This window comes from Pseudomonas sp. UBA7500 (assembly GCF_002478435.1).
In the GTDB taxonomy this organism is placed as follows: Bacteria; Pseudomonadota; Gammaproteobacteria; order Pseudomonadales; family Pseudomonadaceae; genus Aquipseudomonas; species Aquipseudomonas palmensis.
This window is the reverse complement of record NZ_DLNW01000047.1, coordinates 253,615-278,445: the sequence shown is the minus strand read 5'-3', so window position 1 is coordinate 278,445 and position 24,831 is coordinate 253,615. Positions and strand designations below refer to the sequence as shown.

The window sequence follows — 24,831 nt, the reverse complement described above, 5'->3', positions numbered from 1 at the left end:
GTGATCCCTTGTGGTGGCGAACTTGACCCGCGAAAACGCTCAGATCAACGCTTGGCGGTCTTGGTATCCCAGGCCGGGATCTTGAACACCCAGAACGATCCACCCTGTGCCACCGGCTTGGTCAGCTCGGCCATGTCGCCACCCCACAGCGGTACTGCACCGCCGTAGCCGACGGTCACGCCGATGTACTGCTCGCCATCCTGTTCCCAGGTGATCGGTGGCGAAACGATGCCGCTGCCGGTCTGGAATTTCCACAGCTCTTCGCCGGTCTTGGCGTTGAAGGCCTTGAAGTAGCCGTCGCCGGTACCGGTGAACACCAGGTTGCCCTTGGTGGCCAGCACGCCGGCCCACAGCGGCAGGCGCTCGTTGTGCTCCCACACCACCTTGCCGGTGGTCGGGTCCATCGCACGCAGCGAACCTACGTGGTCCTCGTACATGCGCTTGATGCGGAAGCCCATGCCCAGGTAGGCCGACCCTTTCTTGTAGTTGACCTCTTCGGTCCAGTATTCCTCTTTCCAATGGTTGGCCGGTACGTAGAACAGGCCGGTGTCCTGGCTGTAGGCCATCGGGTTCCAGTTCTTGCCGCCCAGGAACGGTGGCGAGACTTCCACCGGCTTGCCCTTGGTTTCGCCTGGCAATGGCTTGGCAGGGCGCTGGCCTTCGTTTTCGACCGGGCGACCGGTCTTGAGATCGATGTGGCTGGCCCAGGTGATGTTGTCCACGAACGGGAAGGCGTTTTTCAGCTTGCCGTTGGTGCGGTCCACCACATAGAAGAAGCCGTTGCGGTCAGCGTGCGCGGTGGCCTTGTACTGCTTGCCGTCCTTGTCCTTGTAGTCGAACAGCACCAGTTCGTTGTTGCCCGAGAAGTCCCAGGCATCGTTCGGGGTGTGCTGGTAGAACCACTTGACCTCACCGGTGGTCGGGTCGACGCCGACCTGGCCCGAGGTGTACAGGCTGTCGAAGTCGTGCGGGTTGCCGTCCTTGGAGGTACGTGCCCAGGTGTTCCACGGGCCAGGGTTGCCGGCGCCGACGATGATGGTGTTGGTTTCGGGGTCGAAGCTTGCGCTTTGCCATGGGGCGCCGCCACCGTGGCTCCAGGATTCGACCTTGCCGGTCTCGGTGGTCGGATCGTCCGGCCAGGACGGCGCCTTGACGTCGCCGGTAGGGGTGCTGTCCTTGCCGTTCAGGCGGCCCATGTGGCCTTCGACGAACGGACGCATCCACACTTCTTCACCGGTTTCCGGGTCGCGGGCATACAGTTGGCCGACCACGCCGAATTCGTCACCGGAGCTGCCGTGAATCAGCAGCACCTTGCCGCTCTTCTGATCCTTGATCAGGGTCGGGGCGCCGGTCATGGTGTAGCCGGCGCTGTGATCGCCGAATTTCTTGTTCCATACCACCTTGCCGGTGTCTTTGTTCAGCGCGATCACGCGGGCATCGAGGGTGCCGAAGTAGATCTTGTCGCCGAAGATGGCAGCGCCACGGTTGACCACGTCACAGCACGGACGAATGTTGTCCGGCAGGCGATGGTTGTAGGTCCACAGACGCTTGCCGGTCTTGGCATCCAGGGCGAACACCCGCGAATAGGAGCCGGTGACGTAGATCACGCCGTCGTTGATGATCGCCTGGGATTCCTGGCCGCGTTGCTTTTCGTCACCGAAGGAGTACGACCAGGCCGGGGTCAGCTTGAACACGTTCTTGTCGTTGACCATGGCCAGCGGGCTCCAGCGCTGGGCATTGGTGCCCATGCCGTACTGCAGCACGTTCTGGGTGTTGAGGTGGTCGTTGGCGATGTCTTCCCAGGTCACCGGCTTGGCGTTGGCCGCCGGTGCCAGGGCCAGGCTCGAGACCAGCAGGACGGCCTGCACAGCCATGGACAGTGGGGAAAGCGCGGCGGGTAACGATCTTATTGTCATAGTGGGTGTTCCCAATGGAGGTTTTGTGCCTGCCTAGACTGGATCGTCGCCGCCTGCGCAGATACGGAAAAACTCCCGCCCTGAGCGGGAAAATGTCCCAGTCGGCGCATGATTTGGCACTGCCCCACAAGCCCTACTACCAAGGGAGTAGCACGCGACCACCAAAGCAGCATGGGGGCGCTGGAGTGCGCTTTCTAAGATGCCCGGCAGCACCCCGGTATCGCGAGGTGCCTGCGTGCAAACCGTACAGACAAAGCAGTCGAGGGCAGAACAATGACAACAGTGAAAAACGCCTGGATGAGCGCCGTGCTGATGGCCGGCCTGATGAGTACCGGGGCGGTGTTCGCCCATGGCAACGTGACCCCGTCGGCGGTCAACACCGGCACCCTGGAAAAACTCGGTGACGAGTGGCGTGAAACCAACCCCTACCGCAACGGCCCCAACCATGACGAGGCAGTGTCCATCGGCGCCTCGGCCTACAACCAGAACTGCGCGGCCTGCCACGGCCTGGAAGCCAAGTCCGGTGGCATCGCCCCCGACCTGCGCCTGCTGGACGAGGGCGAGGCGGGCGATGAATGGTTCGTGGAGCGGGTACGCAACGGCGCGGTGCGTGACGGGCGCGTGTACATGCCCAAGATGGCCGACTACCTGAGCCAGGAAGCGTTGTGGGCGGTGCGTACCTACCTTGACAGCGTGCACATCGAGGAATAGGCCATGCGCCGGGTACCGTTGCTGTTGGCCGCGTTGCTGCTGGCCGGCCCGGCCTGTGCAATACAGCCGGGTGCCGATCCGGTGCCATCGGTGATGTGGGAGTTCTATCGCAAACAGTGGCTCCAGGATGAGCCCTACGTCTTTGATGAGCGCGTGCGGGTGATTGCCCCGCCATTCGCCGAGGACGCCCGACAGGTGCCGTTGCAGGTCGATGCCCGGGCGTTGCCGGGCAAGGTGCAGCGCATACTCGTGTGGGCCGAACTCAACCCGATACCGCGGGTCGTCGATTTCCATCCCGGCCCGCAGGTTCTGCCGTGGCTGGCTGTGCGCATACGCATCGAGCAGGCCACCCCGCTGCGTGCGGCCGTGTTGACCGATGACGGTACCTGGCACATCGGTTCGGGCCTGATCGATGCCGCCGGCGGTGGCTGCACGGCGCCCAGCGTGGTACGCAGCCAGCCCGGCTGGGAAGAGCGTCTGGGCCAGGTACTGGGTGCACGCTACCCGCGCGAAGCCTTCAGCCGCGTGCGCCTGGACGTGTCGCACCCGATGGATAACGGCCTGACTGGCGGCATCCCCGAATTCTTCATCGAACACGCCGAGCTGTTCGATGCCAAGGGCCAGTCGCTGGCCACCCTCGAACTGTTTCCTGCCGTGAGCGAGAACCCCAGCCTGGGCTTCGACCTGCTCAACCAGGGGGCTACCCGCCTGGTGCTGCGTGACAACAACGGCAACCAGTTCGACGCTGCCATCGAGTGAGGACCGTGATGCGAGTACTGTTGCTGTTGCTGGCGTGTGTCAGCCTGCCGAGCCTGGCCGACCTGGACTATCGCCTGGCGCCGCGCCAGATCGCGGCCGGCACCTATGTGCTGGAGGGCAGCACCGAGCACTTCTCCCGTACCAACGGCGGCAACATCGTCAACACCGGTTTCATCGTCACCGAGGCTGGCGTGGTGGTGATCGACAGCGGTCCGTCGCTGCGCTATGGGCAGGCCTTGCGCAAAGCCATCGAAAGCGTCACCGACCAGCCGGTGGTGCAGGTGCTGCTGACCCATCACCACCCCGATCATGCGCTGGGCAGCCAGGCCTTTGCCGGTGTGTCTGTCGGTGCACTGCCTGGCACCACGCAGTTGCTGGAGGAGCAGGGTGATGGCCTGGCCGAGAACATGTACCGCATGGTGGGTGACTGGATGCGTGGCACCCAGGTACGCCTGCCCGACCAGCCGGTGGCGGCGGGTGAGCGTGCATTCGGTTCGCACCGGCTGCGGCTGCTGGCCTTGACCGGTCATAGCGGTGCCGACCTGGCGGTGTTCGACGAGAAGACCGGAGTGTTGTTTGCCGGCGATCTGTTGTTCTACCAGCGTGCGCTGACCACGCCCAACACCCCTGGCCTGGCGGTGTGGCTACAGGATCTGCAGCGGCTCGAGGCGCTGCCGTGGAAGGTGCTGGTACCGGGGCACGGCCCGCTGGCCACGGACCGTGCGCCGTTTGCGCAGATGGTTGATTACCTGGGGTGGCTGGACAAGGTGATGCGTGAGAGTGCGGCGCAGGGGCTGGACATGACCGAGGTGATTGCCACGCCGATACCCCAGCGGTTTGCGGGCATAGCGCTGAGTCAGTACGAGCTGATTCGCAGCGTGAGCCATCTGTACCCGCAGTATGAGCGGCAGGTGCTCAAGCGGGTGGACCGCTAGAAGGTCTGGGGCCGGGCCAACAAGGCTGACAGGCCATGGTGGCCCGGCCTCACATCAAACCGCGCCTTTACAACGGATAGTGCTTCAACTCCCGCGCAATCAGCATGCGCTGAATCTCGCTCGAGCCCTCATAGATCTGGGTGATCCGCGCATCGCGGTAGTATCGCTCCACGGGGTAGTCTTCCAGGTAACCATACCCACCATGTACCTGGATGGCCTTGGAACACACCCGTTCGGCCATCTCCGAAGCAAACAGCTTGGCCTGCGAAGCCTCGCTCAAACACGGCTTGCCCGCACTGCGCAAACGCGCCGCATGCAGTATCAACAACCGCGCCGCATTGAGTTGCACCTGCATGTCGGCCAGCAGGTTGGCCACACTCTGGTGCTCGTTGATCGGCTTGCCGAACTGGATGCGGTCACGCGAATACACCAGCGCCGCCTCGAACGCCGCACGCGCAATGCCCAGCGCCTGAGCCGCAATGCCGATACGCCCGCCCTCAAGGTTGGACAGCGCGATCGCCAGGCCCTTGCCACGCTCGCCCAGCAGGTTGGCTGCCGGCACACGGCAGTTGTTCAAGGTCACCGCACAGGTGTCGGAGGCGCGAATGCCCATCTTGTGTTCGCTGCGATCGACCACGAAACCTTCGTTGTCGGTCGGCACCAGAAACGCCGACAACCCTTTCTTGCCCAGCTCCGGGTCGGTCACCGCAAACACGATCGCCAGGCCCGCGCGCCGCGCATTGCTGACGAACTGCTTGGACCCGTTGATCACCCACTCATCACCCACGCGCTCGGCACGGGTGCGCAGGTTGTGCGCCTCGGAGCCGGCCTGGGGTTCGGTAAGGCAGAAGCAGCCGATCACCTGGCCGGTGGCCAGACGCTCCAGCCAGGTCTGCTGCTGCAGGTCGCTGCCATAGGCGAGCAGGGGGCCGCAGCCAACCGAGTTGTGGATGCTCATCAACGCCCCGGTGGCGCCATCGCCGGCGGCAATCTCTTCCACCGCCAGTGCATAGGCCACGTAGTCGGTGTAGCTGCCGCCCCATTGCTCGGGCACCACCATGCCCAGCAAGCCCAGCTCACCCATCCTGGCCACCACGCCATCGTCGATCCAGCCGGCCTTTTCCCAGGCCTGAGCATGCGGGGCGATCTCGTTACGGGCGAAGTCGCGCGCCATGTCGCGGATCATGATCTGTTCTTCAGTCAGTTCCAGGTCTTGCATGTGCGTACTCCGGCCCTCACAGGCCTTCGAAGAATTGATCCACCCGCGAGCGTGAAAGCTCGGCGACGGTGGCGGGGTTCCAGCGAGGCTGCTTGTCCTTGTCGATGATCAGCGCGCGTACACCTTCGATCAGGTCGCCGTGCTCGAACCATTGCCGGTCCAGGTGCAGCTCCATCGCAAAGCAGTCCTCCAGGCTCAGGTGGCGCCCGCGACGCAGCATCTCCAGGGTCACCGCCATCGCCAGGGGCGAGCGCGTGGCCAGCAGGTCGGCGGTCTTGAGTGCCCATTCGTGGCTGTCGCCGACGGTCACGGCACGCAGTTGCTCGATGATGCTGGCCACATCGGGCAACGCGAAGAAGTGGTCGATGGCCGGGCGCAGCGCAGCCAGGGGAGGGTTGTCCAGGGCCTGGGTGCCCAGCCTGGCCAGCACGCCCTGCAGGTCCTTGAGCGGGTGCTCGCTCCACTTGAGCGTGTTCAGGCGTTCATCCAGGGTGCTCAGCCTGGCGCTGTCGACGTGCCAGTCGGCCAGCCCGCAGTACAGCGCGTCGGCCGCCTGGATCTGCACGCCGCTCACCCCCAGGTAGGTGCCCAGTTCACCGGGGATGCGCGACAGGAAATAGCTGCCGCCCACGTCCGGAAAGTAGCCGATGCCGGTTTCGGGCATGGCCAGGCGGCTGCGCTCGGTGACCACACGCAGCTCCGCGCCCTGGGCCAGGCCCATGCCGCCGCCCAGGGTAAAGCCGTCCATCAGGGCAACGATGGGCTTGCGGTAGTGATGAATGCACAGGTCCAGCGCGTACTCCTCCACGAAGAAGTCGCGGTGCAGGCTGTCGCCTGCCTTGAAGCTGTCATGCAGCGAACGGATGTCGCCGCCGGCGCAGAAACCCTTGGGGCCTTCGCCACGCAGAACCACTGCGTGAACCTGCGGGTCGACGGCCCAGGCGTCGAGCTGCTGCTGCAGCTGACGCACCATCGGCAAGGTCAGGGCGTTGAGGCCGGCGGGGCGGTTGAGGGTCAGATGGCCTACATGGTTGCGTACGGTAGCCAGTACGTTGGTATCGACCGGGGAATGCGCTTGCGCGGTCATCGCTGTCTCCCTGCTTTGTTATTGATTTTCCACATGATTTGTCGCGCCGTGGAGATGAATTCAAGGATCGTCGGATCGTAACAGTGCAATTTTGCCCATTACAATCGACAAAACTGCAGTGCCTGTCTGCATTTTTGCATGGTGGTCTCGGCCATCCGGAGCGGGTGCTGGCACTTTAGCCTTGTGACACTGGCGGACACAGGATTAGTTCCCCGGTGCCTGGCACCTCGCGCCTCGCCAAAGCAGCAGCGCCTTGCCCCCAAGGCAGCGTAGGGCGCGCGGCGCCGCTTTTCGATAATCGCCTCCGACAACCGTCCACCCGTTTGCGGAGAGCGTCATGCACAACAATAAGAATGCCCATACACGTTTCCTGCCCTTGGTGGCGAGCCTTGCCGCGCTGGGCCTGACCCCGCTGGCCCAGGCCGAGATCATGCTGTACGACAAGGACGACACGACCTTTTCCACCGACGGCTACATCAACGCCTTCTACGTCAACAGCAAGGTCGACCGTGACGGCGAGCAGTTCGACCGTCGCCAGTCCCGGGTCAAGATGGGCTTTCTGCCCAACTACCTGGGTTTCAACATGACCCGTCAGATCGACGACCTCAAGCTGGGCGGGCGCGCTTCGTTCTGGGTCACCATCAACGACAGTGAAACCAACGGCACCGACACGGCCATCGACGTGCGTCAGTTCTACGGCACCGTGACCAATTCGGAGTGGGGCGAGGTACTGATCGGCAAGGACTTCGGCCTGTTCGCCCGTTCCAACATCCTGCTCGACGAGTTGCTGGCCGGCTATGGCCAGGTCAGTGACACCCTCGGCCTGGTGGACGGTGGCGGCGTATCGTTCGGCAACATCGGCACCGGCTACCCGTACCCGTTCCCCACTGCGCAGATCACCTACCGCACCCCGGTGATGGATGGCCTGCGCATCGCCGTGGGCATCATGGACCCGGTCGATACCAACGATGACAGCGCGGTGGGCAAGGCCTACCAGAAGAATCCGCGCACCGAGAGCGAGATCACCTACCAGTTCGACCTGGGGGGCGCCAAGATCTACAGCTGGATCAACGGTGGCTACCAGACCTCGGACAACACCGACCACAACGTCGACTCGGTGACCTCCAAGGGCCTGGGCTATGGCGTACAGGCCAAGATGGGCGCCTTCTCGCTGACCGGTTCCGGCTTCACCGCCAAGGGCATCAACCCGTTCTTCACCAACAACGCCGGGGAAGCCACCTTGCGCGAGGTCGACAGCAAGGGCTACCTGATGCAGGGCTCGTACAAGTTCGGCAAGAACCGCCTGGCGTTGTCGTACGGCAAGACCAAGGACGACGGCAACGGCGCGGTCAACACCGGCGCCGACTACGAGACCCGCGGCATCGCGCTGTTCCGCGACATCAATGCCAACCTCACTCTGGTAGCCGAATACAACCAGTTCGAAATCCGCGGGCATGAGGGCAGCAGCCAGAACGAAGACACCGATACGCTGGCCCTGGGTGCCGTGCTGACCTGGTAAACCGCGTCGCCCCCTTCGCTGGCAAGCCGGCGCCCACAGCGATGCCACTGTTCTTCATGTCAGTGGCAAACCTGTGGGCGCCGGCGTTCCAGCGAAAGGGCCCCCCCCTTGCAAACCTACAACCAATGCCACCCCCACCCACTACCCAAGTAGCATTCGACCCCCTCCAGCCCCTTCGTACACTGGGCCCATCCGTTAAAGCCCCCGCCGGAGGCCGTCATGCACCAACCCCCCGCCGAGGGCATTGTCAGTGCCGTCTCGCGCGCCAGTGTCGCCGAAGAGGCCGCACAGGACCTGGCCCGTCAGCTGCTGCACCCGCACCTGGGCTTCGTGCTGTTCTTCTGCTCCGCCGAATACGACCTGCCAGCCCTGGCCCACTCGCTACAACAGAGCCTGGGCGGCATCCGCCTGGCAGGCTGCACCAGCGCCGGCGAAATCACCCCCGAAGGCTACGGCCGCGGCTGCATCACCGCGCTGGGCTTCGATTACCGGATGTTCTCGATTGCCGCCGAACTCATCGCCCCCATGCAGTACTTCAGCCTGATCGACGCGCAGCAGATGGTCGAGCGCCTGGTCGGCGACTGTCGCAGCAACACCCTGGCCCCGATCAAGGGCCACAGCTTCGCCCTGACCCTGCTCGACGGGCTGTCCAGCCGTGAGGAAACCGTGCTTGCCGCCCTCAGTGCCGCCCTGGGCGACATCCCGCATTTCGGCGGCTCGGCCGGCGACGACAACTACCTGCACCACACCCATGTGTACTTCGACGGCGCCTTCCACAGCAGCGCTGCCGTGGTGCTGCTGGTCAATACCTGCCTGGATTTCGAGGTGTTCACCACCCACCACATCCAGCCGCGTCAGGAAAAGCTCGTGGTCACCCGCGCCGACAGTACCCTGCGCCGGGTCTACGAGCTCAATGCCGAACCCGCCGCGCAGGAATACGCCGCGCTGATCGGCGTGCCCCCCGAACAGCTCGACCACCGCACCTTCGCCGCCCACCCGCTGGCGGTGCGCATCAACGAGCGCTACTACGTGCGGGCCATCCAGCAGGTGCACGACGACGGCAGCCTGAGTTTCTACTGCGCGGTGGAGAACGGCATCGTGCTCACCGCCATGCGCCCCGGGCCCCTGCTGCCCAACCTGAGCGCGTTGTTCGACGGCTTGCGCGAACGCCTCGGGCCGTTGCTGCTGACCATCGGCTGCGACTGCTTCCTGCGCCGCCTGGAGCTGGAAGGCAGCGCAGAGTTCGAAGCCGTCGGCGCCTTTTTGCAGCAGCAGCCTGTGGTGGGGTTCAACTCCTATGGAGAACAGTTCAATGGCATGCACATCAACCAGACGTTCACCGGCGTCGCCATTGGCCAGCCCCGTGCACGCCGTGGACATTGACCAGGCCGCGCTGATCGCCCGCTTGCAGCATGAAAACCGCAAGCTCAGCCGTATCAACGCCGCCCTGATCGAACGCCAGGAATCGGGTGCCGCGCGCCCGGACGACTCGTATGCGGCGTTCCAGCACTCGGTGGTGCTGGCCGAGCAGGTGCGCGAGCGCACCGATGCGCTGAACCAGGCCATGGCCGAACTCAAGGCCAGCAACCACCTGCTCAGCGATGCGCGGCTGCGCGCCGAAACCGCGCACCAGTACCTGGTGGACGCCATCGAAAGCATTTCCGACGCCTTCGTGCTGTTCGACCCGCAGCAGCGCATCGTGCTGTTCAACCAGCGCTTCAAGGCGTTCTGGGCCAACAGCCGCATCCGCATCATCGGCGGCATGCGTCTGGCCGAGATCAAGCGGCTGATGCAGAGCACCGGGCTGTTCTGCGAAGAACAACGCGGCCCCAGCGCCGAGCACATGGTGTACCGCCTGCAGGGCGGGCGCTGGCTGCAGGTCAGCGAGCGGCCGACCCAGGGCGGCGGCTGCGTGATGCTGTTCACCGACATCACCCAGATCAAGCTCAGCGAAACCCAGCGCCGCGAACAGGCCGTGGCGCAGAAGTCGCACCTGCTGCAGCGTGCGGTCGACAACCTGTCCCAGGGCGTGGCCATGGTCAATGCCGACGGCGTGCTGGAGTTGTGGAACCGGCGCTTTCTGGAACTCAGCGGGCTGGCCCCGATTGCCGCCCATCGCGACTTTGCCGAGGTGATCGCCGACAGCGAGCTGGCCTTGCTCACCCCGGCCAGCACCGATGCCAACGGGCGCAGCATCCATGAGCTGGAGCAGCGCCTGTTCGACGGGCGCATGCTCGAAATCCGTACCCATCCGCTGCCAGCCGGCGGTTTCGTCAACACCTTCACCGACATCACCGAGCGCTATCAGCATGCCGAGGCGCTGAGCGAGAGCGAGCGCTGGATCCGCCTGATCACCGACCACGTGCCGGCGCTGATCGCCTACCTCAACGCCGACCTGGTCTACGAGTTCACCAACAAGGTGTACGAGCAGTGGTACTGCTGGCCGCGCGGGGTAATGCTCGGCCAGAGCCTGCGCGAGGTGCACAGCGCCGAGCATTACCAGCGCCTGGAGAGTTACGTGGAGCGGGCACTGTCGGGCGAGAGCGTGACGTTCGAGTTCGCCGAAACCAACGCCCACGGCCAGGAACGCTACATGCTGCGCTCCTATGTGCCCAACCAGCTGGCCAGCGGCGAAGTGGTGGGGATCTTCGTGCTGATCCGCGACATCACCGAACGCCGGCGTACCGCCGAAGCCCTGCACCAGGCCTACCAGAACCTGGAGTTGCGGGTGCGCGAGCGCACCGCCGAACTCACCCAGCTCAACCAGCAACTGCTGCGCGAAATCGAAGAGCGGCGCCGCGCCGAAGCGCGCCTGCGCGAAGCCAAGCAGGAGGCCGACCAGGCCAACCTGTCCAAGACCAAGTTCCTTGCCGCGGTCAGCCACGACCTGCTGCAACCGCTCAACGCCGCGCGCCTGTTCACCAGCGCGCTGCAGGAGCAGAACTGTGCGAGCCCGGCGCTGGTGCGCAACGTCAGCAATTCGCTGGATGACGTCGAAAGCCTGCTGGGCACCCTGGTCGACATCTCCAAGCTCGATGCCGGGGTGATCAAGGCCGATGTCGCGACCTTCGCGGTCAGCGACCTGCTCGACAACCTGGCCGCCGAGTACGCCCATGCCGCCGCCAGCGAAGGCTTGCGCATGAGCTACGTGCGCAGCAGCCTGCGGGTGCGCAGCGACATCCAGCTGCTGGCACGCATCCTGCGCAACCTGCTCAGCAATGCCATCCGCTACACCCCGCAGGGGCGCCTGATGCTCGGGTGCCGGCGGCGTGGGCAGCGGGTGTTCATCGAGGTATGGGACACCGGCATCGGCATCGCCCCCGACAAGTGCGCCGAGGTGTTCCAGGAGTTCAAGCGCGGCGACCTGCAGCGTCCCGACCAGGATCGCGGCCTGGGCCTGGGCCTGGCCATCGTCGACAAGATCGCCGGCATTCTCGGCCACCGCGTGCACCTGCGCTCCACACCGGGCAAGGGCTCGGTGTTCTCCATCGAGGTGCCGCGCAGCAAGCGTGCGCCCCGGCGCGAGCCGCAACCGTCACAGGTCGAGCCGCTGACCGAACGCCTGGACGGCGCACGTATCTGGGTGGTGGACAACGATGCGGCGATCTGCGCGGGCATGCGCAGCCTGCTGGAGCAGTGGGGCTGCTCGGTGGTCACCGCCCTGAGCGAGCAGGACCTGGCCCGCCAGGTGGCACTGGACAGCGAGTGGGCCGACCTGCTGATCGTCGACTATCACCTGGACAACGACCGCAACGGCCTGGAGGCGGTCGGGTCGATCAATACGCAGCGGCACACGCCGTTGCCGGCCCTGATGATCACTGCCAACTACAGCGTGGAGCTCAAGCAGCAGGTACGCGACCTGGGCCACAGCCTGCTGCACAAACCGGTGCGGCCGATGAAGCTCAAGGCCGCCATCAGCCACCTGATCGGTTGCGAACTCAGCGTGGCTGGCGCCCGCTGACGAAGTGTGCCGCGTCGTTGTAGCCGTGGGTGGAGGCATGCCCGGGGGTAACCAGCGAATCGATGAAGGCTTCGTCTTCGGCGGTGATCTTCACCTGCAGGGCACCGCCATAGGTGTCCCACTGCGCTTCGGTGCGCGGGCCGACGATGGCGGAGCTGACGTGCTGGTTGTTGAGCACCCAGGCAATGGCGAACTCGACCATGCCCACGCCCTTGGCCTGGGTATAGGCGTGGATCTTCTGCGCGATGGCCAGTGACTCGCTGCGCCATTCGGTCTCGAGGATGCGCTTGTCCTGGCGCCCGGCGCGGCTGTTGGCGTCCGGGGTGGCGTCGGGGGCGTACTTGCCGCTGAGCACCCCACGCGCCAGCGGGCTGTAGGGCACCACGCCCAGGCCGTGAAAGGCTGCAGCGGTGAACTGCTCGGTTTCGGCCTGGCGGTTGACGATGTTGTACAGCGGCTGGCTGATCACAGGCTTGGGGATACCCAGGCGTTCGGCCAGGTTGCACACCTCGGCGATGCGCCAGCCGCGAAAGTTCGACACGCCCCAGTGACGGATCTTGCCCTGGCGCAGCAGGTCGCCGATGGCTGCCACGCTGACCTCCAGCGGGGTGGCGTGGTCTTCGCGGTGCAGGTAGTAGATGTCCAGGTAATCGGTGCCCAGGCGCGTGAGGCTGGTGTCGATGGCATTGAAGATATGCTTGCGGCTCAGGCCGCTGCGGTTGGGCAGGCCGTCGACCGGGCCGAAGCCGACCTTGGAGGCCAGCACCCAGTCGTGACGGTGGCGGGCGATGGCTTCGCCGACGATTTCTTCGGAGCGGCCGGCGTTGTACACGTCGGCGGTATCGATGAAATTGATGCCCTGGTCCCAGGCCTTGTCGATGATACGCAGCGAGTCTTCGGTGCTGGTCTGCTCGCCGAACATCATGCTGCCCAGGGTGAGGGCGGAAACCTGCAGGCCACTGCGGCCCAGGGGACGGTAGATCATGCTCGAGCATCCTTTTGCGGGAGGGGGTCGAGCTGTTTTACAGGGTTGAAAGCTTCGTCGGCAAGGCCGGCTCCCGCACAATCGTGTGAACGGCCCTCAGGCCCGTAGGAGCCGGCCTTGCCGGCGAAGCGGTCGTCAGCTGGAACGCGACACCCGCAGCGCCACCAGGCTGCCCACCACGATCAACCCCGCCAGCGAATACAACGCCACGTCGGTCGAGCCGGTCTGGTCCTTGATCCAGCCCACCAGGTACGGGCTGAGGAACCCGGCCATCTGGCCCACCGAGTTGATGATCGCCAGGCCCGCCACCGCAGTGCCCGCGGTGAGCAGGGCAGTGGGCATCGGCCAGAACATCGGCAGGCCGGTGAGCGCGCCCATGGTCGCGATGCTCAGGCCCAGAATCGCGATCACCGGGCTGTGGGCGAAGTTGACCGCCATCAGCAGCCCCACCGCGCCCATCAGCATCGGCACCACAAGGTGCCAGCGCCGCTCGTTGCGCAGGTCTGCCGAACGCCCCACCAGCAGCATGAACAGCCCGGCCAGCAGGTACGGGATGGCGCTCAGCCAGCCGATCAGCAGGGCATCGTCGAAACCCATGTTCTTGATGATCGATGGCAGCCAGAAGTTGATCGCATACACGCCGCTCTGGATGCAGAAGTAGATGAAGCCGAAGGTCCAGATCAACGGGTTGGCCAGCACCGACAGCAGGCTGTCGCTGGCGGTTTTCGGCTTGGCCGCCGCGTCAGCGTTCAGGTCGGCCTCAACCGCCTGGCGCTGCGCCGGGGTCAGCCAGCCGGCCTTGGCGTAGCCATCGCTGAGCAGCACGATCGCCAGACAGCCGAGCACCACGGTAGGCACGCCCTGGATCAGGAACATCCATTGCCAGCCGGCCAGGCCGCCCTGGCCGGCGGCGAAGTGGTTGAGAATCCACCCCGAGAACGGCCCGCCCAGCAGCCCCGACACCGGGATCGCCGACATGAACAGCGCCATGATGCGCCCGCGCCGCTGCGCCGGGAACCAACGCGAGAGGTACAGCACGATACCCGGGAAGAACCCCGCTTCGGCGGCGCCGGTGAACAGGCGCAGCACGTAGAACTCCATGGGGGTGGTGACGAACAGCAGGCAGGTCGACAGCGTGCCCCAGGCGATCATCATCAGCGCGATCCAGCGCCGTGGCCCGAAGCGGTTGAGCGCCAGGTTGCTGGGCAGGCCGCACAGCACGTAGCCGATGAAGAAGATGCCGGCACCCAGGCCGTAGATGGTTTCGCTGAACTTCAGCGCGTCGAGCATCTGCAACTTGGCGAAGCCGACGTTGACGCGGTCCAGGTAGTTGAACAGGTAGCAGATGAAGATGAACGGGATCAGCCGCAGGGTGATGCGCCGGTACAGCGCGTTGCGGTCGATGTCGTGGCCTTGGTCAGGGGCAGGGCGGTATGACATGATTCTCTCTCTGTTTTTATGTTTATCGCCGCAACTGCGTCGAGGCAGTTGTCATGACGAGTCTGTTTGAGCCAGAGGACGCTGTCTTTGTGCTTTTGCACAGCCTTTGCGCTGCACCGCTGTGCCCTCGACCAACCATTGCGACCACAAGGATCCGCCCATGTTCGAGCTCGACCACGACCTGGCACAGGATATCGTCGACCGTGCGATGGCCATTCTGCCCTACAACGTCAATGTCATGGACAGCCAGGGGCTGATCCTGGGCAGTGGCGAGGCGCAGCGTATCAACACCCGCCACGAAGGCGCGCAACTGGTGCTGGCCAACGCGCGCATCGTCGAGCTCGACGAAGAGGCCGCCAGGTGCCTCAAGGGCGTGCAGCCGGGTGTGAACCTGCCGCTGCTGCTGGACGGGCGCCTGATCGGCGTGCTCGGCATCACCGGCGACCCGCAGCAGGTGCGCACCTACGCCGAACTGGTGCGCATGACCGCCGAGATGCTGCTGGCCCAACGGCACCTGCAAGTGCAGCAGCAATGGCGCAAGCAGCGCTGCGACGACCTGCTGGCCTTGCTGCTGGGCGGCAACGGCGACGCCACCCGGCTGGTGGACGAGGCTCGGCAACTGGGGCTCAAACCCCAGCTCACGCGTATACCGTGCCTGTTCGAGCTGGAGGAGGGCCCGGCCGCCGAGCCGCTGGCGGCCTGGCTGATGCTGCGCTACCCCGACAGCTGGTGCGTGAGCCCGGCACGTCAGTCGTTGCTGTGGTGCCGCCCGGCGACGGTGGCGCTGGACGAACAGCGCCTGCTGGACAAGATGCAGGCCCAGGGCTGGACCGTGCAGCGCCTGGCAGTGGCTGGCCCGGCCGAAGGGCTGGACAACCTGCGCCGCGGTTATCGTCGGGTGCGCGACCTGCTTGCCTACGGGCGCGAGGTACTGCCCCGCCAGCGCCTGCTGACCCTGGCGCGCTATCGGCTGCCGGCGCTGTTGTGGCGTCATCGCAACGACGATGCACTGGACGAACTGCTGCAACCGCTGCAACGGCTGCGTGCCAAGGACAGCAACGGGCAGCTGCTGGCCACCCTGCGGGCCTGGTGCGCCCACGACGGGCAGAGCCAGGCGTGCGCCGAGGCGCTGGGCATTCACCGCAACAGCTTGCGTTACCGACTGGAACGGGTGGCCGAGTTGAGCGGGGTGGACCCGATGCGGCTGGAAGGGATGCTGAGCCTGTACCTGGGGTTGCAGTTGTTGCCCGTGAACAGTTGATTGCCTGTGCGGGCCGCTTGGTCGGTGCATTGTCCAACTGAACAAATAACCCTGCGCCCGCCTGTGCATCCGACCGACGCCCGCCGCCGGCGCAACTGTCAGCATGCAGCTCATCTGGATAAGGAGCACACCGCATGAAAATCGTCATCGCCCCCGACTCGTTCAAGGACAGCCTGAGCGCCGAAGACGTGGCCGCTGCCATCGCCCGGGGGCTGGCCGATGCCTTGCCACAGGCCGAGCTGGTCAGTTGCCCGATGGCCGATGGCGGCGAGGGCACCCTGCAGGCCCTGGTGGCGACCTGCAGCGGCGAACAGCGCAGCCTGCAGGTGCAGGGCCCGCTCGGCTCACCGGTACTGGCCCACTGGGGCTGGTTGGCCGACAGCCACACCGCCATCATCGAAATGGCCCAGGCCAGCGGCCTGCAACTGCTCGGCCTCGCGCAGCGCGATGCATGCCGCAGCAGCACCTATGGCACCGGGCAGCTGATCGGCGCGGCGCTGGATGCCGGGGCACAGCGCATCATCCTGGCCATCGGCGGCAGTGCCACCAACGATGCCGGCAGTGGCATGCTGCGAGCGCTGGGGCTGCGGCTGTTCGATGCCCAGGGCGCTGAACTGGCACCGGGCGGCCTGGCCCTGGCGCACCTGGCCCGGCTGGACAGCAGCGGGCTGGACCCGCGCCTGCTCGACGTGCAGGTGGAAGTGGCCGCAGACGTCGACAACCCGCTGTGCGGGGCCAATGGTGCCTCGGCGATCTTCGGCCCGCAAAAGGGGGCGAGCCCCGCCCAGGTCGCCTTGCTCGACCATGCACTGGGGCACTTTGCCGACCATTGCGCCGGCCTGCTGGAGGAAGACGTTCGGGCGTTTCCGGGCTGTGGCGCAGCGGGCGGCATGGGCTTTGCGGCCAAGGCCTTCATGGGCGCGCAGTTTCGTGCAGGGGTCGAAGTGGTGGCCGAGCTGGCCGGGCTGGAGGCGGCGGTACGCGGTGCCGACCTGGTGATCACCGGGGAGGGGCGCTTCGATGCGCAGACCCTGCGCGGCAAGACCCCGTTCGGTGTGGCGCGCATAGCCAGGCGTCACGGCGTGCCGGTGGTGGTGATTGCCGGCACCCTGGGCGAGGGCTACCAGGCGCTGTATGAGCATGGCATCGATGCGGCATTTGCGTTGACCAGCGGGCCGATGAGCCTGCAGAAGGCGTGCGAGCAGGCGGCGCCGCTGTTGCGCGACAGGGCGCGGGACATCGCGCGGCTGTGGGCCTTGCACCAGGGTCTGTAACAAGCCCACTACTGCTTCGCCGGCAAGGCCGGCGCCTACAGACAGCGGCCAACCTGTAGGCGCCGGCCTTGCCGGTTATATACATAGATCAGCAACTGGCAACTGTTCGCCTGGCAACACCCTCCCGACACTAGCCCTCGAATACAACACCCGATTACTTGCCGCTTTATAACTGAACCCCTTTAAACAAGGCACTTCGCCAGTTGGCACGCTCGCTGCAATAGTCCCTGTGAGATTGACTATACCAATAGAAACTCGCCTAATTTTAATCAGGTGGGGAGCAAGACCTTGAAACGCGTGCATTGGGCAACTTCGGCAGTATTGCGACATTCATCCCTGTTCGCTGTAAGCAGCGCACTATTAACCTTCATCCCGTTGGCCTCGGCCGCCGACACCGACACCAGCGGCGACAAGCGCCTGGGTACGGTCACCGTGCAGGCCGCCAAACAGAGCCCTGTGCAGGCGGCGCAGAGCAAACTCGACGAGGTCGCCGGCGGTACCAGCCTGGTCACCCAGGCTGAAGTCGAAAAGGGCCGCTCGGCCACCCTGGAAGACACCCTGGCGTACCAGCCCGGCGTCTACGCACAAGCTGCCGGTGGCAACGACGCCATCAAGATTTCCATTCGCGGCTCCGGCGCCAATACCTCGCCCGGCTATTTCCGCGAAGGCACCAAGTTTCTCTTCGACGGCCTTGCACTGACCGGCGCCGGTGGCACGCCCTATGAACTTCTGGATACCCAGGGCCTGAACTACACCGAAGTACTGCGCGGTGCCAACGCCTTCGAATACGGCGCACTTTCACTGGGGGGCGCGATCAACTTCGTGACCAACTCCGGGCTGACCGCACCGGGCAACCGCATCAAGCTCGAAGGCGGCAGTTTCGGCTGGCAGAAGCAGACCCTGAGCACCGGCGGCGTGGCCGGCAATGCCGACTACTACGTCAGCGTCGACAACGCTCGCCGCGACGGCTACCAGGACTTCACCTTCACCAAGGCCAAGGGGGTGGTCAGCAACTTCGGCTACCGCTTCAACCCCAAGCTCGAAACCCGTCTGTACATCCGCTACCGCGAGGAATACCACGAGAACTCGGGCACCCTGACCCTGGCGCAGCTCAAAAAGAACTCCAAACAGACCAACGCCGCCACCTACGCCACCCGTGGCGACTCCACCAAGCGCGGCTCGACCTGGGTCGGCAGCAAGACCACCTACACCTTCGATGACGATGCCACCCTCGAAGCCGGGCTGGTGTACCACAACTACCCGCAGATCCTCAGCCGCAAGAGCACCGTCAACCCCAACTACTGGGACTGGCGCGACATCAACTACTCGCTCAAGTACAGCCGCACCGACCAGCTGTTCGGCCTGCCCAGCACCACCACCGCGGGCTGGAGCAGCACCCAGCACATCCGTTCCGGCGCACGCACCTACAAGGGCGACAAGGACCTGGGCATTCTGCAGAAGCAGGTCGAGTACGACGGCTCGTTCGACCATGTGTTCACCCTGGGCAACGACCTGGGCCTGACCGACAACCTGTACCTGGCCACCGGCGTGTCGGCGATCGAGATCAAGCGTGACATCAACGTCACCTACAGCGACCGCCCCAACACCAGCGGCCTGCCCAGCCACTACAAGTACGACGAGTGGAAGCTGGCCCCGCGTATCGGCCTGCGCTACTACATCGCCCCGGACGTGCAGCTGTTCGCCAACGCCAGCCGCACCATCGACCCGCCAAGCTCCTGGTCCAGCTCCGGCTCCGGGGTCACCAGCAACTACGCCAAGCCACTGGTGCCGCAAGCGGCCAACACCGTGGAGTTCGGCATCAAGGGCAAGTCGGGGATCTTCGACGGCAGCCTGGCGTTCTACAAATCCTGGGTCAAGAACGAGCTGCTCAACGTCGAAGTGCTGCCGGCCACCGCCACCTCTGCCGCGGTGGTGTCCACCTCCAATGCCACGCCCACCATCCACCAGGGCATCGAGGCCGGCCTGAGCACCCGCCTGTGGGAAGGCGCCAACGGTGACAGCCTGACCTGGCGCCAGGCCTACACCCTCAACGACTTCCACTACGAGAACGACCCGCTGTTCAAGAAGAACGAACTGCCGGGCCTGCCCAAGCACGTGTATCAGGGCGAGCTGCAGTACCAGTGGGCCAGCGGTTTCTACGCCGGGGTCAACGTGCGCACCGCCTCCAAGACTTCGGTGGACTACGCCAACAGCTTCTACGCGCCGTCCTACACGCTGTGGGGCGCGCGCCTGGGTTACGACGACCCGGGCAAGACCTGGCAGGTGTACCTGGACCTGAAGAACATCACCGACCAGGACTACGTGACCGCCGTGCTGCCGACCTACAACTCCCAGGGCAGGGACGTCGCGTCGCTGTACCCGGGCGACGGCTTCGGCGCCTTCACCGGCGTGACCTACAACTTCTAAGCCAGCGCGGCCAGCGCCGACGTGCACCTGCACGCGGTGCTGGCGGAGGAAGCACATGACCCTGATCACAAGGCTCGCACGCCTGGCCGTACTCGCCAGCGTGGTGGCGCTGGGCGCCTGCAAGCCGGCCAGCGAAGCGCCGCGCAACAGCGTATCGAGCGCAGACGGCGTGCTGCGCGACGGCAGCCTGAGCTACGCCGCCGAGGACTACCGCGAAGCCGCGCCAGGCAAGCCGGGCGGCACGCTGCGCATTTCCACGGCGTCCGACACCACCACCCTGGACGTGCATTCGATTTCCCACGGCAACGTGCAGTGGCTGGGGCGCATCCTGTTCGACTGCCTGCTGTACCAGGACGAGCAGGGCAACATCTCGCCGTGGCTGGCCAAGTCGTGGGACATTTCGCCGGACGGCAAGACCTACACCTTCCACCTGCGCGATGACGTGACCTTCAGCGACGGCGAGAAATTCAACGCCCGCGCCGTGCAGATCAACCTGGAGCACATGCGCGACCCGGCCACCAAGTCGCCGCTGGCCGCCGCGTACATCGCGCCCTACGTGGACGGGCGCATCGTCGACGAGTACACCTTCGAGGCGCACCTGCGCGAACCCTATTCGCCGTTCCTGGACGTGCTGGCGCAGTCCTGGCTGAGCATGATCTCGCCGCGCCAGATCCTCGAGGCGCCCAAGTCCATCGCCGAGCACGCCATCGGTTCGGGGCCCTTCGTGCTGGAAAGCTACACCCGCGACCAGGGCGCCACCTTTGTCAGGCGCAAGGGCTACAACTGGGCGCCCCCGGTGACCCGGCACAACGGCGAGGCCTACCTGGACCGCCTGGAACTGAGCATCGTGCCCGAGCCGATGATCCGCTTCAGCGCGCTCGAGTCCGGCCAGTCGGACTTTACCGTGGACGCGCCGGCGCAGAACGCCAGGGCCATTCGCAGCAACCCCGACCTGCAGATGAGCAGCCGCATCCGCAAGGCCAACCCGTTTCGCAGCCTGACCTTCAACGTCGAGCAGTTCCCGTTCCAGGACGTGCAGGTGCGCCGCGCCGTGGCCAAGGCCATCGATCGCGACGGCCTGGCCTGGATCACCGGCTTTGGCGAGTACCAGCCCAAGGGCGATTTCCTGGCCGCCAACACCCGCTACTACGACCCCGCGTTCAAGGATGTGCTGGCTTATGACGTGGCCGAGGCCAACCGCATTCTCGACCAGGCCGGCTGGGGTGAACGTGACGCCAGGGGCTACCGGGTCAAGGACGGCCAGCGCCTGTCGGCGCGCCTGCTGATGTACGAGACCGGCGCCTTCCCCGGTAGCGTGGCAGTGGCCATCCAGGCCGACCTCAAGAAGGTTGGTTTCGAGCTGGCCATCGATCTGCTGCCCCTGGCCCAGGTCACCGAGCGCCGTTATGCCAGCAACTTTCAGGCAATCGCCGGCGGCTACTGGCACACCAACACCCCCGACGGGCTGTACATCCTCTACCACAGCAATGCGATCAGCACGCCCAAGCTCATCGGCCAGAACGCCGGGCGCTTTCGCGATGACGCCCTCGATGCGGCGCTGTCGGCGGCGCGCCGTTCCACCGACCCGGTGGAGCTGGCCGCGCTGTACCGCACCGCGCAGCAACGCCTGGTGGAAACCGTGCCGGCCGTACCGGTGTACGAGAGCCATGTGCTGGTGGCCTACCGCAAGGCGGTCAAGGGCGTGATCTTCGATACCTCGCACAACACCCCGTTCTTCACCAGCGTATGGCTCGACCAGGAGGCCCGATGAACAACCTGCGCCTGATACTCCGTCGGCTGCTGGCCGGCATCGGCGTGCTCTGGGGCGCGGCGACCCTGACCTTCCTGGCCTTGAACCTGAGCGCCGGCGACCCGGCACTGGCCATCCTCGGCGGGCCGGAGGCGATGCCCAGTGCCGAGCTGATCGCCCAGGTGCGCGCCGAATACGGCCTGGATCAGCCGTTGATCGTGCAGTACGGCCATTACCTGGGGCGCCTGGCCCAGGGCGACCTGGGCGAGTCGTACCGCCTGCGCATCCCGGTGGGGCAGATCATCGCCGGGCAACTGGGCGCCACCGTGCAACTGTCGCTGGCCGCGGCGGTACTGGCGGTGCTGCTGGCCGTGCTGGTCGCGGTGCTCACCGCCAACCGCGCGCCGTGGCTGCGCTCGCTGGTGTCGGGCACGGAGCTGGTGCTGTCGTCGGCGCCCTCGTTCGTGATCGGCCTGGGCCTGCTGCTGGTGTTCGCATTCGGCTGGCACCTGCTGCCGCCGTCCGGCTCCAGCGGCTGGCAGGCGCTGATACTGCCGAGCGTGGCGCTGGCCTTGCCGGTGGCGGCGGTGCTCAGCCAGGTACTGCGCCAGGAACTGGAAGACATTCTCGAACAACCCTTCATCGCCATGGCACGCGCCCGCGGCATGTCCGAAACCGGCGTGCGCCTCAAACACGCGCTGCGACATGCGCTGGTGTCGCTGGTGACCCTGTCCGGCTTCGTGTTCGCCAGCCTGCTCGGCGGTGCGGTGGTGATCGAGCTGCTGTTCTCGCGCCAGGGCATCGGCCGGCTGATGCTCGACGCCGCAACATCCAAGGACGTGCCGCTGCTGCTGGGCATCACCCTGCTGGCGGCGGCGATCTACGTGGTCGTGAACTTTCTCGTCGACCTGATCAATCACTGGGTGGACCCGCGTGCCAAGGCCGTGTGATGCCACCCCCAAGCAAGGACCTGTCATGACCCAATCCAATTCCTACACTGCGCTGCAGGCGCGCTTCAAGCCGCTGTTCGCACAGATCGGCGAGGGCGCGGTGGCGCGTGAACAGCAGCGCGAACTGGCCTTCGAGGCCGTGGCGTTGCTGCGCGATGCCGGCTTCACGGCGCTGCGCGTGCCCCAGGCGCATGGGGGGGCCGGCATCAGCCTGCCGGTGCTGTTTGGCCTGCTGATCGACCTGGCCGAGGCCGACTCCAACCTGCCGCAGATCGTGCGCGCGCACTTCGGTTTCGTCGAAGGGCGGCTGTCGGCCCGCGAACCGGCGTCCCAGGACTACTGGTTCGCCAAGGTGGTGGCCGGGCAGCTGTGGGGCGCGGCAATGGCCGAGCGCAGCGACAGCAGCACCAACTCGGTCAGCCTGGAGGCCGCCGAGGAGGGCTGGCGCCTGAACGGCGAGAAGTACTACTGCACCGGCACTATCTACGCCGACTGGGTGGCGGCCGTGGCCATGCACGACAAGGATTTCGTCAGCGTGGTGGTGGCAGTGGACGCCCCCGGCGTGACCCGTGAAGACGACTGGGACGGTTTCGGCCAGCGCCTGAGCGGCAGCGGCACCACACGCTTCGAGCAGGTGGCGGTGCCCGAGCAGCATGTGCTGCGCCGCTTCAAGCCCGGCGAGCTGCGCGCCGAGTCGTACATCTCGGCGTTCTACCAGCTGTTCCACCTCGCCACCCTGGCCGGCATCGCCCGCGCCGCGCTGCGCGATGCCACCGCCTTCGTCCAGGGCCGCACCCGCGCCTTCGGCGTGCCGGGCCAGTCCAGCCCCAAGGACGACCCGCTGGTGCAGCGGGTGATCGGACGCCTGTCGAGCCTGGCCTATGCCAGCGAAACCCTGGTGCTGGCTGCCGCCGAGGTACTCGAGCGGGTACACCAGGCCGAGCTGAACGACAGCGCCCAGGAAGCCGACTACGTCGAGGCCGATATCCGCACCTTCCAGGCCCAGCAGATCGTGCTGGAGCAGGTGCTGGAAGTCACCACCCTGCTGTTCGAGGTGGGCGGCGCGTCGGCCACCAGCCAGGCCCGGCGCCTGGACCGGCACTGGCGCAATGCGCGCACCCTGGCCTCGCACAACCCGGCGATCTACCGCGAGCGCGCGCTGGGCAACTACTACCTCAACGGCGTCAGCCCCGGTGCTGCCTGGCGTGCGCTGCATGCCCAGGACGGCACCACCGTGCGCGACGAAGCCAGCGCGGTGTAACCGCCTTCATTCAGGAGCAGCAGCCATGAGCCAGACCGCAAGACAGATGAGCATCGGCATGAACATCCTCGGCTTCGGCGCGCATGCCAGCGCCTGGCGCAAGGCCGAAGTACCGGCCAACGCCTACCTCGACGTCGAGTACTACCGCAACATCGCGCGCATTTCCGAGCGGGGGTGCCTGGACGCGATCTTCCTCGCCGACGGCCCGGCGCTGGCGGGCGACATCGCCCAGCACCCGGCCGGGCGCCTGGAACCGACCGTGCTGCTGACGGCCGTGGCCCTGGCCACCCGGCACATCGGGGTGATCGCCACCGCGTCCAGCAGCTACAACGACCCGTTCAACCTGGCGCGGCGCTTCAGCTCGCTGGACCACATCAGTGGCGGCCGGGCGGCCTGGAACGTGGTGACCAACGCCGGCGACGCCGCCGCGCAGAACTTCGGCCTGGCCGGTGCGCCGCGCCATGTGGACCGCTATGCGCGGGCCGACGAGTTCATCGACGTGACCCTCAAGCTGTGGGACAGCTGGGAGGACGACGCGATCATCGGCAACGCCGCCAGCGGCCAGTTCGCCGACCCGCACAAGGTGCACAGCATCGATTTCGTGGGCGAGCATTTTTCGGTCAAGGGGCCGCTCAACCTGCCGCGCTCGCCGCAAGGCCGGCCGGTGCTGGTACAGGCCGGCTCGTCCGAGGGCGGCAAGGCCCTGGGCTCGCGCTATGCCGACGCGATCTTCACCACCCAGACCACCTTGCCCGACGGCCAGGCGTTCTATCAGGAGATGAAACAGCGCGCACGCCAGTGGGGCCGCAACCCCGATCACCTGAAGATCATGCCGGGGCTGTCCACCGTGATCGCCAGCACCGAGGCCGAAGCCCGTGCGCGCTTCGATGAACTGAACGCCTACAGCGGCGAGGCGGGGCTGGTGCAGCAACTGGCGTTTCGCATCGGCCTGCCCCCCGACGAACTGGACCTGGACGCGCCGCTGCCGTGGGAGCGTATTGGCCCGGTCAGCGAATTCGAGCGCGGCTCGCACGGTTTTCTCGAAGCCCAGTTGAACCTGGCACGGCGCGAGAACCTGACCATCCGCGAACTGTCGCGGCGCATCCTGGTGGGCCACCGCCTGCTGGTGGGCACCCCGGAACAGGTCGCCGACACCCTGGAGCACTGGTTCCGCGCCGGCGCCGCCGATGGCTTCAACATCATGCCCGACATGTTCCCCTCGGGGGTCGAGGTGTTCGTCGACCAGGTGGTGCCGCTGCTGCAGCAGCGCGGGGTGTTCCGCCGTGAATACACCGGCAGCACCCTGCGCGACCACCTGGGCCTGCCGTACCCGGCCAGCCAGTACCAACGTGCGGCAGAGGCCGTCTGAACCGATT

General features: G+C 65.9%; 18 protein-coding genes. 13 read left to right on the top strand and 5 right to left on the bottom strand.

Features of this window, described 5'->3' with window-relative positions; all coding sequences use genetic code 11:
- Nucleotides 1-44: 44 nt before the first annotated feature.
- A complete protein-coding gene (exaA, locus tag B4I46_RS20285; RefSeq protein ID WP_043860160.1) occupies nt 45-1,916 on the bottom strand; it encodes a quinoprotein ethanol dehydrogenase in 1,872 nt (623 codons plus the stop codon).
- 273 nt (nt 1,917-2,189) lie between these two features.
- Here exaA and pedF point away from each other — a divergent pair, with 273 nt between their 5' ends.
- Genes pedF through B4I46_RS20270 form a run of 3 tightly spaced genes read left to right on the top strand, consistent with a single transcriptional unit; the run spans nt 2,190 to nt 4,321 of the window.
- On the top strand, nt 2,190-2,627 hold the full coding sequence (gene pedF, locus B4I46_RS20280; protein ID WP_043860159.1) for a cytochrome c-550 PedF: 438 nt from the start codon (nt 2,190-2,192) through the stop codon (nt 2,625-2,627).
- A gap of 3 nt (nt 2,628-2,630) precedes the next feature.
- Nucleotides 2,631-3,386, top strand: a complete 756-nt coding sequence (locus B4I46_RS20275; protein ID WP_054914531.1) for a quinoprotein dehydrogenase-associated SoxYZ-like carrier — start codon at nt 2,631-2,633, stop codon at nt 3,384-3,386.
- A gap of 8 nt (nt 3,387-3,394) precedes the next feature.
- On the top strand, nt 3,395-4,321 hold the full coding sequence (locus B4I46_RS20270; protein ID WP_104572447.1) for a quinoprotein relay system zinc metallohydrolase 1: 927 nt from the start codon (nt 3,395-3,397) through the stop codon (nt 4,319-4,321).
- A 67-nt stretch (nt 4,322-4,388) separates the two neighbouring features.
- Here the strand turns inward: B4I46_RS20270 and B4I46_RS20265 are convergent, their stop codons facing one another.
- Together B4I46_RS20265 and B4I46_RS20260 are read right to left on the bottom strand one after the other, a co-directional pair.
- On the bottom strand, nt 4,389-5,540 hold the full coding sequence (locus B4I46_RS20265) for an acyl-CoA dehydrogenase family protein (protein ID WP_043860156.1): 1,152 nt from the start codon (nt 5,538-5,540) through the stop codon (nt 4,389-4,391).
- A 16-nt stretch (nt 5,541-5,556) separates the two neighbouring features.
- Entirely contained in the window at nt 5,557-6,627 is a 1,071-nt protein-coding gene (locus B4I46_RS20260) for an enoyl-CoA hydratase/isomerase family protein (RefSeq protein ID WP_043860155.1), read from the bottom strand.
- A gap of 337 nt (nt 6,628-6,964) precedes the next feature.
- On the opposite strand from B4I46_RS20260, the gene B4I46_RS20255 reads away from it, so the two are divergent.
- The 3 genes from B4I46_RS20255 (at nt 6,965) to nahK (ending at nt 12,107) form a co-directional block, all read left to right on the top strand.
- Nucleotides 6,965-8,146 (top strand): porin, encoded by a 1,182-nt coding sequence (locus B4I46_RS20255; protein ID WP_043860154.1) that lies wholly within the window; start codon nt 6,965-6,967, stop codon nt 8,144-8,146.
- 219 nt (nt 8,147-8,365) lie between these two features.
- Nucleotides 8,366-9,529 (top strand): nitric oxide-sensing protein NosP, encoded by a 1,164-nt coding sequence (gene nosP, locus B4I46_RS20250; protein WP_058540175.1) that lies wholly within the window; start codon nt 8,366-8,368, stop codon nt 9,527-9,529.
- Nucleotides 9,459-12,107: a hybrid sensor histidine kinase/response regulator NahK/ErcS' gene (nahK, locus tag B4I46_RS20245; protein WP_078481000.1), complete on the top strand. Its 2,649-nt coding sequence runs from the start codon at nt 9,459-9,461 to the stop codon at nt 12,105-12,107. Before nosP ends, nahK begins: the two co-directional genes overlap by 71 nt.
- Here the strand turns inward: nahK and B4I46_RS20240 are convergent.
- Together B4I46_RS20240 and B4I46_RS20235 are read right to left on the bottom strand one after the other, a co-directional pair.
- Nucleotides 12,085-13,092 (bottom strand): aldo/keto reductase, encoded by a 1,008-nt coding sequence (locus B4I46_RS20240; RefSeq protein ID WP_043862758.1) that lies wholly within the window; start codon nt 13,090-13,092, stop codon nt 12,085-12,087. The genes nahK and B4I46_RS20240 overlap by 23 nt on opposite strands.
- A 135-nt stretch (nt 13,093-13,227) precedes the next feature.
- Complete coding sequence (locus tag B4I46_RS20235) at nt 13,228-14,532, bottom strand: MFS transporter (protein ID WP_078480999.1); 1,305 nt, start codon at nt 14,530-14,532, stop codon at nt 13,228-13,230.
- Between the two features lie 160 nt (nt 14,533-14,692).
- On the opposite strand from B4I46_RS20235, the gene B4I46_RS20230 reads away from it, so the two are divergent.
- The 7 genes from B4I46_RS20230 to B4I46_RS20200 all read left to right on the top strand — a co-directional run bounded on the left by B4I46_RS20230 (nt 14,693) and on the right by B4I46_RS20200 (nt 24,824).
- Complete coding sequence (locus B4I46_RS20230) at nt 14,693-15,793, top strand: sugar diacid recognition domain-containing protein (protein ID WP_043862760.1); 1,101 nt, start codon at nt 14,693-14,695, stop codon at nt 15,791-15,793.
- A 134-nt stretch (nt 15,794-15,927) separates the two neighbouring features.
- Entirely contained in the window at nt 15,928-17,067 is a 1,140-nt protein-coding gene (locus B4I46_RS20225; protein WP_286901532.1) for a glycerate kinase, read from the top strand.
- Nucleotides 17,068-17,364: 297 nt separating this feature from the next.
- Nucleotides 17,365-19,494 carry a TonB-dependent receptor family protein gene (locus tag B4I46_RS20220; protein WP_229590261.1) on the top strand — a complete coding sequence of 710 codons (2,130 nt, stop codon included), beginning with the start codon at nt 17,365-17,367 and terminating at the stop codon, nt 19,492-19,494.
- Between the two features lie 55 nt (nt 19,495-19,549).
- Nucleotides 19,550-21,265, top strand: coding sequence for an ABC transporter substrate-binding protein (locus tag B4I46_RS20215; protein WP_286901531.1), 1,716 nt, complete (start codon nt 19,550-19,552; stop codon nt 21,263-21,265).
- Nucleotides 21,262-22,194, top strand: a complete 933-nt coding sequence (locus B4I46_RS20210; protein ID WP_043862763.1) for an ABC transporter permease — start codon at nt 21,262-21,264, stop codon at nt 22,192-22,194. The genes B4I46_RS20215 and B4I46_RS20210 overlap by 4 nt, the downstream gene beginning before the upstream one ends.
- 25 nt (nt 22,195-22,219) lie before the next feature.
- Nucleotides 22,220-23,455, top strand: coding sequence for an acyl-CoA dehydrogenase family protein (locus B4I46_RS20205; protein ID WP_058540179.1), 1,236 nt, complete (start codon nt 22,220-22,222; stop codon nt 23,453-23,455).
- Between the two features lie 25 nt (nt 23,456-23,480).
- Nucleotides 23,481-24,824 (top strand): LLM class flavin-dependent oxidoreductase, encoded by a 1,344-nt coding sequence (locus B4I46_RS20200; protein ID WP_054914522.1) that lies wholly within the window; start codon nt 23,481-23,483, stop codon nt 24,822-24,824.
- Nucleotides 24,825-24,831 lie beyond the last annotated feature (7 nt).